Genomic DNA, 14,276 nt, shown 5'->3' with positions numbered 1-14,276 from the left:
CACCGTCACAGCGCTTCAGCAGCCACAGCTCCATCCTTCTCCAGGTCTTTACGCACCCGCTCCACGAGGTCCCGGCAGCGCCCTGCGTTCTTGAAGAGGCTGGTCACGTAGTTGGTCCCGTAAGCGTCCTCGACATGCTTGGAGAGTGAGTCGAGCACGACCTTCGTGGCAGCGGGTACGGATGCCACCTGTTTGTCCCAGGGTTCATCCGGGTTGTCGATGCGGGCAAGGTCGATCATGCGGAAGACCAGATGGGCAACGATCCGATTGCCCTGGACCGCGACAGCTCGGGACTTGCCGTCCCGGACGCTTCGCTCGGCAGCCAGCGCCGCGTCGACGGCTCGGAGGATCTCCACTGATCGCCAGACCTTGTAGGCGGTGACCGCGGAGTTGAAGAGCCGGGTGTACGGAGGCTTCTCCGTCGATTCCCAGAGGCGCCCGAGAGTGCTTTTCGCCTGAACAGCGAGGTTGGGATCCCGGGAAGCACACGCGAGCGCTACGGTCGCGTCGGTGATGGTGCATCCGGTGGCCGGGACCGGAGGCTGGTCTCCACGTTTGATCGAGTAGATCTTCTGCAGCGACAACAGCATCTCCATCCGGAGCCGATCCTGTTCCGGGTCCAGGGCGACGAAGTCGCGGCTCTCGACGGTGTTCTGGGTGTTAGTCGCGCGGGTCACGGCGGTGGCGAAATCCGGCGGACATCCTTCGAGGGAAATGACCCGGACCCAGATCTTGGCGTCTATGACCTTGTCACCCGACGCCCTCAAGGCGCTGCTGACGCTGGCTACGGTCTGCGCCCCGTTCACCACGCTGGCCCCCGTCAGAGCGAACTCTCCGAATGTCCGCGTGTTCGCTCCGCGCCGGTTCTTCTGAACCTTCCCGCACAGAATGGTGACACCGTTGTTGAAGTACCAGAAATGCTCCGCCTCGGAGGTGAGGGTTTCCACCAGGCTGGCGTTCACCGCCGTATGACCGAGAGCGTTACGGAGATTCTTGTCGAAGAGCCGGTCGCCGTGATTTTCGTACCACTCACCGATAACGGACGCGTCGACCACTCCGTAATATGCTTCGTACGGCTCGTTGATGGTTCCCCAGTTCTCGAGTGTGAGGTCGAGATCTATACTGCCACCCGCCGTGCCCCTTGCCAGAGAGGAGTGGAGTTCCTGCAATCCGAGGATCTCGAAGTCGGCATTCTCCTCGGTGCCGTAGTTCATCTCAGCCAGAAAGTCGTCGTAGACTTCCAGCACCGGTTTCGCCAACTCGGTGCTTCCCGTGGTCACCACGGCCAGGGTGAACTTCATCCCGAACTCACCGACAGCTCGCGACAACTCGTCCCAACGAGCTTGGATCTTGGAGTTGAAGCGGTCATACAGCTCGTTCGTCAGGTCATTGAAACCGCCAACGAAGTTGCGGGAGTCACCGAGCCCGATCGTCCCCGTGCCGTTTCCGTCCCACTTCGCCTGAACGAGATACATGCGCGACTGCGCGTGGTCCACATAAATGGCGTCGATCCCGTTGTCGCCGCTGCCGTCGACAACGGTCTGCGCAGCCTCGGCGGGAGTCAGTTTTGCAAGGCGTTCCATGCCGAAAGCAGCAAGGGATCGGGTCAGGAAATTCTTGCTCCGCTGCGCCTCAGAAGCCTTATCGACATCAGAAAGATCAATAAGATCCTGGTAGGAGCGCTCCAGCGCCTCTCGGACATGACGAACGTGGAGTTTACTCATTCGACCTCCCGCATACCCCAGTAGCGGCCACCGCTGGCGTCGATGCTAGTTGCTCCGCGGCGCCTGGCAATGCATTCCTGGGAGGACATGCCCGAGCATCCTCGAATAGCGAGTAGATGCAGGAGATTTGCCCGTACTGTGAATTTTACGGATCGCCACTGATCTCCGTTGGCGGCAGCAGGGACCAGCGAGTTCGCTAATGATCATCACGAGGCACGCGGCCGCTCCGCATGCGGCGCGGAGCCCATCCCGCACGTCGAGATTCAACCCGCCCCCCACGGAACTCCGACACCGGAGCCGAGCACGACAGGGAGAACACCGCGGGGTTTTTAATTCATCGATGACTGTTGTCAGCGCCGTTGGGCGCTCGTAAGGTTACCGGCGAGTTAACCTGCTGGCGGGAGGGCTGTCCGTGGAGTTCTGGCTCGATCTCAACGATGAGCAGCGTGAGCTGCGCGAATGGGTGCACGGGTTTGCCGCGTCGGTGATTCGGCCGGCCGCTTCGGAGTGGGACGAGCGCGAGGAGACGCCCTGGCCCGTTCTGCAGGAGGCGGCGAAGATCGGGCTGTACGGGTTCGAGTTCCTCGCCAACACCTGGTCGGACGGCAGCGGGCTGAGTCTGCCGATCGCGAACGAGGAGCTGTTCTGGGGCGACGGCGGGATCGGGATGGCGATCTCCGGCACGTCGCTGGCGGTGGCGGCGATCTTCGGCTCGGGGACGTCGGATCAGCTGCTCGAATGGGTGCCGCAGTGTTTCGGGGACGCCGCCGATCCGAAGGTGGGGGCGTTCTGCAGCACCGAGCCGGAGGCCGGGTCGGATGTGGCGGCGATGCGGACCCGTGCGGTCTATCACGAGGCGACCGACGAGTGGGTGATCAGCGGGCAGAAGGCGTACGCCACCAACGGCGGGATCGCGAACGTGCACGTGGTGACGGCGAGCGTCGACCCGTCGCTGGGGTCGCGGGGACAGGCCGCGTTCGTCGTGCCGCCGGGCACGAAGGGGCTGGCCGGGACACGGAAGCTGAAGAAGCTGGGACTGCGGGCCTCGCACACCGCGGACGTGTTCCTCGACGACGTGCGGGTGCCCGGCAGTTGCCTGCTCGGCGGCAAGGAGGCTCTCGACAAGCGGCTGGCGCGGGCCCGGGAGGGGCAGCGGCGGTCGGGTCAGGCGGCGATGCGGACGTTCGAGCTGTCCCGGCCGGCGGTCGGCGCGCAGGCGCTGGGCATCGCGCGGGCGGCGTACGAGTACGCGCTGGAGTACGCGAAGACGCGGGTCCAGTTCGGCCGGCCGATCATCGAGAACCAGGCGGTGGCGTTCGCGCTGGCCGACATGCGCACCGAGATCGACGCGGCGCGGCTGCTGGTGTGGCGGGCCGCGTGGATGGGCCGCAACGAGAAGCCGTTCGAGGCCGGTGAGGGTTCGATGTCGAAGCTCAAGGCCGGTGAGGTGGCGGTCGCGGTCACCGAGAAGGCGGTGCAGATCCTCGGCGGGGCCGGTTATCTGCGGGAGCACCCGGTGGAGCGGATGTACCGGGACGCCAAGATCTACACGATCTTCGAGGGCACCTCGGAGATCCAGCGGCTGGTCATCGCCCGAGCCGTCTCCGGCGTGCAGATCCGCTGATGGAGGCCCTGTTCATCGCGTCGACGATGGCGCGGCGCGGGCTGCTCACGCCGGGCAACCCGGTGCGGGTGGCGCGGCAGTTCGCGTCGCTGGGGCGGTGGGGTTTCGGGCTGGCCGGCGAGCTGCGGCAGGCGGCGGCGCGCAGCCCGGAGCGGGTCGCCGTGGTCGACGACGAGCGGCGGGTGACGTACGCCGAACTGCTGGACCGCTCGTCCCGGCTGGCCGCCGCGCTGCCGGTGCGGGCGGGTGACCGGGTGGGGCTGCTGTGCCGCAACTCGGCCCGCATGCTGGAGGCGCTGATCGGGGTCGCCACCCGGGGCGCCGACGCGGTGCTGATCAACACCGGGCTGTCCGGGCACCAGCTCGACCAGGTGGTGCAGGCGCAGGGCCTGTCCGCGCTGATCCACGACGACGAGTTCCTGGACCGGGTGGCGACCCTGCCCGGCCGGATCGGCGAGAAGCGGGTCGACGAGCTGATCGAGAGCACTCCGGCCGGGCTCGCGGCCCCGCCGGAGCGGCCCGGCCGGACGATCGTGCTGACGTCGGGGACGACCGGGGTGCCGAAGGGCGCGCGCCGGCCGACGCCGGGCGGGTTCGGCCCGCTCTGCTCGGTGATCGACCGGATCCCGCTGCGCGCCGGGGAACGGATCATGATCGCGGCGCCGCTGTTCCACACGTGGGGCTACGCCGGCATGCAGATCGCGCTGGCGCTGCGGGCGACCATCGTGCTGCGCCGCCGCTTCGACCCGGCCGACGTGCTGGCGACGATGACGGAGGAGCAGGTCACGGCGCTGGTGGCCGTACCGGTGATGCTCCAGAATTTGATGGACGTCCCGGCCGCCTACCGTGGGCTGCGGGTGGCGGCGGTGAGCGGATCGGCGCTGCCGGGTGGCCTCGCCACCCGGTTCATGGATCGCTACGGCGACGTGCTCTACAACCTGTACGGCTCGACCGAGGCCTCGTGGGTCTCCATCGCCACCCCCGCCGACCTGCGCGAGGCCCCTGCCACGGCGGGCCGGCCGCCGCACGGGACGCGGGTGACGATCGTCGACGGGCAGATCCACGTCAGCAACGGGATGCTGTTCGAGGGCTACACCGGCCAGGACGCGGCCGGCCGTGACGTCGTCGGCACCGGTGACCTCGGCCATCTCGACGACCGGGGCCGGCTCTACGTCGACGGCCGCGCCGACGACATGATCATCTCTGGTGGGGAGAACATCTTCCCCGGTGAGGTGGAGGACCTGCTGGCCGCGTTGCCGCAGGTGCGCGAGGTGGCGGTGGTCGGCGTCGCGGACGACGAGTGGGGGCAGCGGCTCGCCGCCTACCTGGTGCTGAGCCCGGGCGAGCGGCTCGACGCCGAGGCGGTACGCGAGCACGTGCGCCGGAATCTGGCCCGGTTCTGTGTGCCGCGTGACGTGACGTTCCTCGACGAGCTGCCGCGTAACGCCACCGGCAAAGTCGTCAAACGCGAACTCTGAACGCGAGTTTTGCTCCCACCTGCACCAACATGACCTTCGAGTGGACCGATCGCGTCCACTGTGGCCAGGGTGGAACGCATGCTGCTGCTGCGGGCCGACACGTTCCAGGGCATGTTCCGGTCCTTCGACCGGACCGCCTTCCACCTGGAGGTACGCGACGTCTACCGGGTGCCCGAGGAGGCCGCGCCGTTCCAGCGGTTCCTGGACGGCGAGCCGGACGGCCCCGGCTGGCAGCGGCCATGGCTGGAGCTGGTGCGTGACGTCACCGAGTCGGGCCGCAGCGTGCGCCGGCTGCGGGTGGTCACCACGCCGCACGGGGACTACACGCGCTGGCTGCTGAGCATCTCCGGGTTCAACGTGGAGGCCGGTGAGGACATCCGCTGGCTGCCCCGGGCCGCGGCGGAGGGGCTGCCGGCCGCCCACGACGACTTCTGGCTCTTCGACGACCGGCGGGTGGTGTTCACCCTGTTCGACGCGGACGGCACCGGCACCGGCGGGGCGATGACCGAGGACCCGGCGATCGTACGGCACTGCGTACGGATGCGGACCGCGCTGTGGGCGGCCGGCATCCCGCACGACGACTACGTCAAAGGTTGACCTCGATCCGCATGGCGCCGGCCTCGTCGCGCCGGGGCAGGCTCGCCGGGTCGGGCAGGTCCAGCAGATCCGTCTCCGGCGCCGCGATCAGCCCGTTGCGGTGGGCGATGAGACGTCCCGCCGAAACCAGGTCGTCGAGCATCGCCGCGAGCCGCGCCGCGCCGGTACGGCTGCCGCTCCACCCGAAGAGCCGGCCGGCCGCGGCGAGCAGGTCCTCCCCCTCGACCAGCCCGGCGTCGAGCACCAGATACTCCAGGGCGAGCTGCAGCTCGGCGTCGGCGACCTGGTCGGGTTTGCGGCTCACCCCGTCGCCGGGCACCCGGACGGCGGGGATCGGCGCGTCCGGCGCGGTCACGAAGGCGCCGTCGAAACCCGCCCTGGACTCCGTGATCGCGGTGTCGATGGCCGCCCGCAGTTGCTGGGTGATCCGGGCCAAGCCCCACGCCTCGCGGATCCGGCGGGTCAGGGTGGCCACGTGCACCGGCCCCTCCACCTCGGCGATGTGCTCGACGGTGCCGATGAGCAGCCGCCGGGCCGTGGCGTCGTCGAGCCGGGTCGCGGCGGGCAGCGGCGCCACCTCGGCCCGCTCGTAGGGCAGCGCCCACTCGGGCCGCTGCGCGGGGCGGGCGGTCAGCGTCTCCTCCGGCAGGTCGGCGAAGACGTCCGGGGTGGCCAGGGCGTTCTCGACGGCCACGCGCAGCCGCGCCTCCTCGGTCTGCCGGTCGGTGTGCCAGGCGACGCTCCACACCCGGTGCAGGCGCCAGCCGAGACCCTGCAGGATCTGGTCGTGCAGCCGGTCGCGGTCGCGGGCAGCGCCGGCCGGGGTGTCGCAGCGGACGCCCAGGACGTATGACCCGCCGAGCCGGACGCCGACGCCGATCGACAGCCCGTCCACCTCGTGACCCCAGCTCTGCAGGGTGTCCCGGACGGACTCCTCGAGCGGGGTCAGCGGCCGTGCCGCGCTCGCCGGCCCACCGCGTTCGGCGTAGTGCAGGTAGGCGGCCAGCCGTCGTTCGCCCTCGCCGCCGGGCTCGTCCCGGTCGGCGGCGCCGATCGCGGAGATCACCTCGACCCGCTGCCGGGCCCGGGTGATCGCCACGTCGAGGCGGCGCGCTCCGGTGGGCCCGCCGGCCGCGCCCAGGTCGGCGCCGGTGGACAGGATGATCACGTCGCGTTCGTCGCCCTGCGCGGCGTCGGCGCCCTCGACCACGAAGTCGCCGAGGAAGCCCTCCAGGTCGGGGCGGCCGGCCAGGGCCGCCTCGACCGCGTCGGCGATGCCGTCGGCGTGGTCAGCGGTCAGCGTGACCACGCCCAGCGACAGCGACGGCCGGGTGGTGAGGTGGTGCAGCACCCGCTCGGCGACGGTGGCCGCCTCGCTCTCCGGGTCCGCCGGGTAGAGCCGCACGCCCAGATCCGGCCCGGCCTCCTGAGCGGCCGGGAAGGTGACCAGCCGATCCTGGTAGAAGACCTGGTTGGCGAAGGCGATCAGGCTCTCGTGCCGGCTGCGGTAGTGGTTGGTCAGGCAGAGCCGGGTGAACGCGCCGCAGTCGTTCGCCACCACCAGCACCGACGGCTGGTCGCCGGCCGGCGGCAGCTGCGCGTCGTCGCCGACGATGACCAGGGACGTGCCACGGTAGGCGCAGGCGGCCGCGGCCGCGGGGGTCATCCGGGACGCCTCGTCGATCACCACGACGTCGAAGCCGGCCTGGGCGGGCAGCAGCCGGCTGACCGCGGACGGCGGCATGACCAGGCACGGTTTGAGCGCGGCGACGGTGTCCCAGGCGGCGGCCAGCTGATCACGGACCGGCAGGTGGCCGTCCCGTTTGTCGCCCTCGGCGCGGATCAGGGCCGGGCCGCCCGGGCCGGTGACCGCCGGGCGCCGAGCGTTGAGCGCCTCGACGACGGCGCCGGCCGCGTCCTGCGTCAGCTCGGCGTCGAGGCGGCGGAACTCGGCGGCCAGCTCGTCGCGGCCGGCCGAGGCGAGCGGTTGCAGGCGCTCGTCGTCGGCGAGGACCGCGTCGATCCACGACCGGTACGCGGCCCGCTCGATCACGTCCCCCAGCCGGTGCACGTCGACGCCGTGGTCGGCGCAGTAGTCGACGACGGTGTCCAGGCCGTACTCGGCGAGCACCCCGCGGGCGGCCAGGTAGTCGAACCACTCGGCCTGGCCGGTGTCGTCGTCGAGCAGGTCGCGCAGCAGGTCACGGGCGGTCTCGTAGCGGTCGAGGGCGGTGCCGAGACGGACCTGCCGGGCCGGGCCGAACGCGTCGATGATCCGCTGCCGGGCCGTCTGCCACGTCTCCAGCAGGCCGGCCAGATCCGGGGCGGGACGGCCGCCGGTCAGCGCGTGGGCCTGCTCGTTGCTGAGGGCGGCGTCGACGCCGGTGCGCAGCGTACGGGCGTGCGCCGTCCACTCGATCGCGTCCTCCAGCGCCCGCAGGTCGGTCTGCTTGCCCCGGAACGCCGGGCCGAGCATGGTCTCGTAGCCGTGGGTGGCGACGGCGAACGCCTGCTCGGCGTCGATCACGCCCTGGCGTACCTCGATGACCCCGATCGCCTCGGCGACGTTGAGGTCGCGGCCGACGGCGTCACCGAGCTGCCGGAGCAGCGCGGCGGTGTCACGCAGCGGGCCGACCTGGGCGCGCATCCAGCTGACCGCGTGGTGCACCGGGCCGTGGCCGAGTTCGGGCCTGCCGGCCGGCTCGGGTTCCGGGCGCAGCGTGGACCGCCAGTGCCGGAACACGTCCCGGGCCTCGGTGACCGCCCGGTGCAACTCGTCGCCGGGCGTGTGCGGCGCACAGACGTAGTCGACGACCTGGCCGATCGCCTCCGGCGGAGTGACCCGCAGGACCTCGGCGACGGTCTGCAGCGCCCGGCCGATCGCCGGGAAGTCGGTGTCGAGACGCTTCCAGTAGCGGCCGAGCAGGGCGGCCTGCTGCTGCTCGGCGGCGATCAGGCCCTCGTGGGCGCGGCGCCAGGCGACGGCCAGCCCCAGCTCGGCGACCGCCTCCTCCACGCCGACGCCCGGCCTGGTGAACCCGGCGACCGCCTCCTTGTCGCGCCGGTGCGGGGCGAGCAGCTTGCGGGCGCCGCGGTGCACGGTGGCGAACCGTTCGGCCAGGTCCTCGACGGGCGCGGTGAGCGCGGCCTCGGTGAAGATCTCGTGGGCGCCGGCGCGGGCCGCGCTGACCGCGTCGACGTGCAGGCGCAGTGTGCCGGCCGCGGTGTGCACGGCCGACTGGGCGCCCGGCGCGAACCACGACCGGTCCGGTTTGTCCGGCCGGGCGCCGAGTTCGGTGATCAGGTGGACCAGCTCGACGTCGGAGAAGGTGATCACCTCGGGCAGCCCGAGGCGGGCGGTCGCCCGGTCCAGGTTGCGCTGCTGGTGCTCGAGTTCGTCGGCGTCCGCGGCGAACCGCCCGGCCAGCGCCTTCGCCTCGGCGGCGGTGAGCGGCTCGGTGCGGACGGCGGGCGGCTCCAGCCGGGGCGGCTCGGGAACCGCGTTCAGGTCCATCGGGGCGGCCAGCACCTCCCACGCGACCCCGGCCCGGTGCCGGACCGCCTCGGCGGCGCGGCGGCTCACCTCCAGACGCTCGGCGAGCTCCTCGGCGGCCTGCCGGACCGGGCGCAGGCTGGGCGCGGTCAGCCACTGGTCGGCGACACCGGGCGGGCGCTGCGCGGCGTGCTCGGCGATCTCCCCGAGAGTCGCGGCGTCGGTCGGCAGGCGCAGGTGGAACGCGGCGGTGACGGCGGTGTGCTCGGCGGCCGCGCCGGCCAGGCTCTCCAGCGCCAGCAGGGCCTCCTGCAGCGCCCCGGCGAGCGGCTCCCGTTCGGCGACCTCCCGCCACCGGAATCCGCTGCGCTCGTTCGCCGGCCGCCAGGCGTGCGCCAGGCGCTCGGCGGCGCCACGGATCCGGTCCAGGGCGTCGTCGGTCAGCGCGCCGGGCTGCAACGCCGGCGCGGGCGCCTCCGGCACTTCGGCGAGGCGCGCGAAACGCCCGATCATCTCCTCCAGGCTGCGGCTCAGCGGTGGGCGCGGTTCGTTCACCGCGCGGGCGTACGCGTTGAGCTGCTCGCGCCGCTCCCGGAGCAGCTCACGGGCGTCGGCGTCCATGCCGGGTCCCGGCAGCGGGGCGGCGTCGAGCGCCGCGGCCAGGGCGGCGGCCACCTGCCTGCGGGAGGCGCGGGCCCCGTGCAGGTCGAGCAGGTAGTTGCCGAGCCCCGCGGCGGCCAGCCGGTGCTGGACCGTGTCCAGGGCGGACGCCTTCTCCGAGACGAACAGCACCCGCTTCCCGGCGTGCGCCAGGGCACCGATCATGGTGGCGATGGTCTGTGACTTGCCGGTGCCGGGCGGGCCGTCGACGACGAAACTGTGTCCCTCGCAGGCGGCCGCCACGCACGCGCGCTGGGCGGCGTCGGCGTCCAGGACCAGCGGCACGTCGTCGGGCGGGGCCAGCACGTCGATCTCGTCGGCGCCGGCCGGCTCGAAGACGAACGCCCCGGCCGCGCCGTCCGCCTCGGCGAGCGCCCGGACCACCGGGTGCGCCAGGACACGGTCCTCGTTCTCCAGCAGGTCCCGGTGGATCGCCTCGGCCGCCGGGTCGAATCTCGCCAGGACCACGATCGGGGCGGTACGCCATCCGGGCTGCCGCCCCACCGCGGCGCCGATCGCGGCGGTCATCGCGGCCACGTCGAAGTCGGCCAGGTCGGCGCCGTCGAGCAGGTCGTCCACCTCGGGCAGGGTGATGCCGAGGCGGCTCAGCCGGGCCGACAGCGCCGGGTTGACGATCGGGTCACCGGCGCCGGCCCGCAGCCGCGGCACCTCGCCCGGCCCGAGAGTGACCAGCTCGGCGGGGATCAGCAGCAGCGGGCTGGCGTGATCGGCGCCGTCCGGCTCCTGCCAGTGCAGCAGGCCGACGGCCAGGTGCAGCACGTCCACGCCCCGGTCGGCCTGCTCCAGCTGGGCGTGCCGGCGCAGGCGGCGCAGCAGCGGGGTGAGCACGCCGTCCGGCAGGTCGGTCCGCAGCGCCCCGGCGGTCTTGCGGGCTCCCGCGCCGGTCAGCGGGCAGTCCCGGCCGTGGCGCAGCGCCGCGATCACGCCCGCCGGCTCGGGGGCGACGATCTCGACCAGGTCGGCGCCGCCGCGCGGCAGGTCGATGAGGCGGTTGGCGCCGCCGGGGTCGATCAGCCCGTCCCGCCAGGCCGCTAGCGCCGCCCGGACGTCATCGCCCGCAGATCCTTGAGCATCATCCGGCCGCATGAGCCCATTCCAGCAAGGCCATGAGGGCCACGTTGCCCATTTGCCCGCAAACAGTAGGCCAATAGCCGTACATATCGCCCGCCAAGGCTCGGCCGGCCGTCGCTCACACGGGTAATCCGGCCACCGAACCGGCCCCACCGTCCGCCGGCCGTCGCCCGGACAGGTGAAGCGGCGGCGACCCCTCCCACCGTCACCCGGCCGCCGCTCCGGCAGGTGAGACGGCCGCGACCGCTCCCACCGTCACCCGGCCGCCGCTCCGGCAGGTGAAACGGCCGCGACCACCTTCGGCCGGCAGCCGCTCCGGCAGGTGAGGCGGCGCGGGACAACCTGTCCGGGCCTCGGCAGGCCGGAGCCCGGACAGGTCGGCCGTGGCGACGGCTCAGGCGTGACGCTGGGCCACCAGGACCGCGTCGTGGATGGTGATCTCGCGGCCTTCCGGGTCGGTGGCCGGGCGGGGCCGGGCCTCCGCGGTGACGATCTTCCAGCCGTCCGGCGGGAGCAGCGCGGCGATCTCCTCGGCCGTGAACAGCATGTCCGGGAAGTGCATCCGGCCCACGAAGGTCGCCAGGTCGGACGGGTGGTGGCCGACGACGAGCAGGGTGCCGCCGGGGGCTACGGCCTCGGCCAGGCGGGTGTACAGGTCCCGGCGCGGCTCCGGCGGCAGGTGCATGAACTGGGCGCTCACCAGGTCGTACCCCTGATCGGGCCGGTCCTCCTGAAGATCCGCGTGCCGGAAGGTGATCCGCTCGCCGACCCCCGCGGCGGCGGCGTGGCCGGCCGCCCGGCCCAGGGCGACGGTGGAGATGTCGACGCCTGTCACCTCCCAGCCCTGCTTCGCCAGCCACACCGCGTCGGCGCCCTCGCCGCAGCCGACGTCCAGGGCCCGGCCCGGCGCCAGACCGCTCACCTCGGTGACCAGGACCGGGTTGGGGCGGCCGCTCCAGATCGCGTCCTTGCCGCGGTAGCGCTCCTCCCAGGCGTCCTCGGTGAACATGGTGGCGATCCGGTCCCGGTAGGCGGCGACCGCGTCCCGGGTGTCCTCGGCGATCAGGTCCAGGTTGATGGCGGCCGCCGCGGTCTGGCCGCCGGCGACGGCGACCGCCACGGTGGCGCCCAGGTTGGTCACGTTGCCGGCCACCCACACGCCGGGCACGGTGGTGGCGCCGCTCTCGTCCGCGGAGATGCGCCGGCCCAGCAGGTGGCCGTGCATCTCGAAACCGGCCGCCTCCAGGCCCAGCGACTCCAGCACCCCGGAGCGGGCGGTGAACCGCGGCCCGGCCACGACGGCGTCCACCGCGACCACGTCGCCGCCGGCCAGCCGTACGCCGGTGAGCCGGTCACCGGACAGCTGCAGGCCCTCGATGACGCCCGGCACCACCGGGATGCCCCGTGCGGCCAGCTCCTCCGAGGGCCCGGTCGCGAACGCCTCGCCGCCGTTGAGCAGGATCAGCACGTGCGGGCTGATCTGCCGCCACATCTGCGCCTGCACCACGCTGAGCGGCCCGTTGGCGATCACGCCGATCCGCTGGTCGCGCAGCTCCCACCCGTGGCAGTACGGGCAGTGCGCCACGTCCCGGCCCCAGCGCCCGGCCAGTCCCGGGATGTCCGGCAACTCGTCGACCAGGCCGGTCGCGACCAGCAGCCGCCGGCCGCGGGCCTCCCGGCCGTCGTCGAGCGTCACCCGGAACCCGGCGCCGTCACGCGCCGCCGACTCGGCGCGGCCGGTCACCACCTCGGCGCCGTACCCGATGATCTCCGCCCGGCCCGCGGCCAGCAGCTCCCCCGGCGGCGTCCCGTCCCGGCCGAGCAGGTTGTGCATGTGCGCGGCGGGGGCGTTGCGCGGCTCGCCGCTGTCCACCACCAGCACTGATCGCCGTGACCGGGCGAGCGCCAGCGCCCCGCTCAGGCCGGCCGCGCCGCCACCGATCACCACGACGTCGTACGACTGCTTCTCCACGGCGTTGTTCCTCTCTCGCCCGTCCGTTCTCTGCGCTCCACCGTGCTCCCACCTCGGACGGGTGGCAACTATCGTTGCCGTTATGGCAAAAGCGCTCACCGCGGTCGGTCCCCGGCTGCGCGAACTACGACAGCAGCGGGACCTCACTCTCACCCGGCTGGCCGAGACCACCGGCATCTCGGTGAGCACCCTGTCCCGTCTCGAGTCCGGCGCCCGGCGGCCCACCCTCGAACTGCTGCTGCCGCTCGCCGAGGCCTACCAGGTGACCCTCGACGAGCTGGTCGACGCGCCGGACACCGGCGACCCCCGGGTCCGGGCCCGGCCCGTCCAGCGTGACGGGCACACGTTCATCCCGCTCAGCCGCCGTCCGGGCGGGCCACAGGCCTTCAAGCAGATCCTGCCGCCCGGACCGCCGCCGTGCGGGCAGGAACAGAAGACCCATGAGGGGTACGAGTGGCTCTACGTCCTGTCCGGTCGGGTCCGTCTGCTGCTCGGCGACCACGACCTGGTGCTCGGCCCGGGTGAGGCCGCCGAGTTCGACACGCGTTTGCCGCACTCGATCGGCAACGCCGGTCCGGAGCCCGCCGAGCTGATCAACATCTTCGGGCCGCAGGGCGAGCGCCTGCACGTCCGCGCCCGTTCGCGCTGACCCGCCGTCTCAGCGGGCGACGAGGTTGCGGAGCGGACGGCCCTCCCGGTAGGCGGCGATGTTGTCGCTGAGCAGCCCGGACGCGCCCTCCGGACGGCCGCCCGCGGCGTGCGGGGTGATGATCACGCCGGGTTCGTCCCAGAGGCCGGACGTCACCGGCAGCGGCTCGGTCTCGAAGACGTCCAGGGCGGCGCCCGCCAGCCGGCCGGAACGGATCGCGGCCAGCAGGGCGGTCTCGTCGAGGGTGGCGCCGCGGCCGACGTTGACCACCCAGGCGTGGTCGGGCAGCAGCTCGAACACCCCGGCGCCGACCAGGCCCGTGGTGGCCGGGGTGGCGGGCAGGATACTGATCAGCAGGTCGGTGGCGGGCAGCAGCTCCGGCAGCGCGCCGGCGGTGACGACCGGGAACCCGTGCCGCTCCCCCGCATGCCTCGCCACGCCGGTGACGTGCGCCCCGAGGGCGGCCAGCAGGGGCGCGAGCCGGGCCGCTATGCCGCCGAATCCCCAGACGACCACGTTCGCGTCGCCGAGCGTACGGAAGGATCCGCTGTCCCGGACCGGCTGCAGGCCGCCGAGCTCGCCCGCCCAGCGTCGCCCGATCTGTGCCCGGACCAGCAGGTTCAGACGACGGGCGGCGGCCAGCACCAGCCCGAGGGTGTGCTCGGCGACGGTCCGGTCGTGCAGCCCGAGCCCCGCGGTCACGACCACGTCCGCGGCGAACCCGGCCTGCAGCACCGCGTCCGGCCCGGCGGCGAGCGTCTGCACCCAGCGGACCGCCTTGAGCCGCCGCGCCGCGTCGGCCAGGTTGTCGCCGGAGTTGCCCCAGGCCACGAAGACCTCGGCGTCGGTGTGCTGCTCCGGCACCGGGGCGTGCACGTCGTAGACGACGCCGTGCACGCCCTCGGGCAGGTCCGGGTCGAGCGCGACGGAGCCGGGCAGCAGAACCTTCATGGCGGCCAGCCTGCCATCCCGCCGAGGACGGGCCAA

8 protein-coding genes are annotated in these 14,276 nt (G+C 72.6%); 4 read left to right on the top strand and 4 right to left on the bottom strand.

Features of this window, described 5'->3' with window-relative positions; translation table 11 throughout:
• Positions 1-5: 5 nt before the first annotated feature.
• Positions 6-1,724 carry an AIPR family protein gene (locus tag BM290_RS23185; protein WP_093617367.1) on the bottom strand — a complete coding sequence of 573 codons (1,719 nt, stop codon included), beginning with the start codon at positions 1,722-1,724 and terminating at the stop codon, positions 6-8.
• 412 nt (positions 1,725-2,136) lie between these two features.
• On the opposite strand from BM290_RS23185, the gene BM290_RS23180 reads away from it, so the two are divergent.
• From BM290_RS23180 to BM290_RS23170, 3 genes are all read left to right on the top strand, one after another.
• Positions 2,137-3,348 carry an acyl-CoA dehydrogenase family protein gene (locus BM290_RS23180; protein WP_093617365.1) on the top strand — a complete coding sequence of 404 codons (1,212 nt, stop codon included), beginning with the start codon at positions 2,137-2,139 and terminating at the stop codon, positions 3,346-3,348.
• A complete protein-coding gene (locus BM290_RS23175; protein WP_093617363.1) occupies positions 3,348-4,826 on the top strand; it encodes an AMP-binding protein in 1,479 nt (492 codons plus the stop codon). Before BM290_RS23180 ends, BM290_RS23175 begins: the two co-directional genes overlap by 1 nt.
• 78 nt (positions 4,827-4,904) lie before the next feature.
• Positions 4,905-5,423, top strand: a complete 519-nt coding sequence (locus BM290_RS23170) for a DUF6879 family protein (RefSeq protein WP_093617361.1) — start codon at positions 4,905-4,907, stop codon at positions 5,421-5,423.
• Here BM290_RS23170 and BM290_RS23165 read toward each other — a convergent pair.
• Positions 5,413-10,683, bottom strand: coding sequence for a DUF3320 domain-containing protein (locus tag BM290_RS23165; protein WP_093617359.1), 5,271 nt, complete (start codon positions 10,681-10,683; stop codon positions 5,413-5,415). The two genes, BM290_RS23170 and BM290_RS23165, sit on opposite strands and share 11 nt — an antisense overlap.
• A 379-nt stretch (positions 10,684-11,062) precedes the next feature.
• A complete protein-coding gene (locus BM290_RS23160; protein WP_093617357.1) occupies positions 11,063-12,640 on the bottom strand; it encodes a bifunctional NAD(P)/FAD-dependent oxidoreductase/class I SAM-dependent methyltransferase in 1,578 nt (525 codons plus the stop codon).
• Positions 12,641-12,722: 82 nt separating this feature from the next.
• On the opposite strand from BM290_RS23160, the gene BM290_RS23155 reads away from it, so the two are divergent.
• On the top strand, positions 12,723-13,289 hold the full coding sequence (locus BM290_RS23155; protein ID WP_093617355.1) for a helix-turn-helix domain-containing protein: 567 nt from the start codon (positions 12,723-12,725) through the stop codon (positions 13,287-13,289).
• A gap of 9 nt (positions 13,290-13,298) precedes the next feature.
• Here BM290_RS23155 and BM290_RS23150 read toward each other — a convergent pair whose 3' ends face one another.
• Complete coding sequence (locus BM290_RS23150) at positions 13,299-14,240, bottom strand: phosphoglycerate dehydrogenase (RefSeq protein WP_093617353.1); 942 nt, start codon at positions 14,238-14,240, stop codon at positions 13,299-13,301.
• Positions 14,241-14,276: the final 36 nt, after the last annotated feature.

The organism is Actinoplanes philippinensis, assembly GCF_900113015.1.
GTDB lineage: Bacteria > Actinomycetota > Actinomycetes > Mycobacteriales > Micromonosporaceae > Actinoplanes > Actinoplanes philippinensis.
Note: the sequence above shows the minus strand (reverse complement) of the source record. Positions and strands in the feature narration are given on the sequence as shown.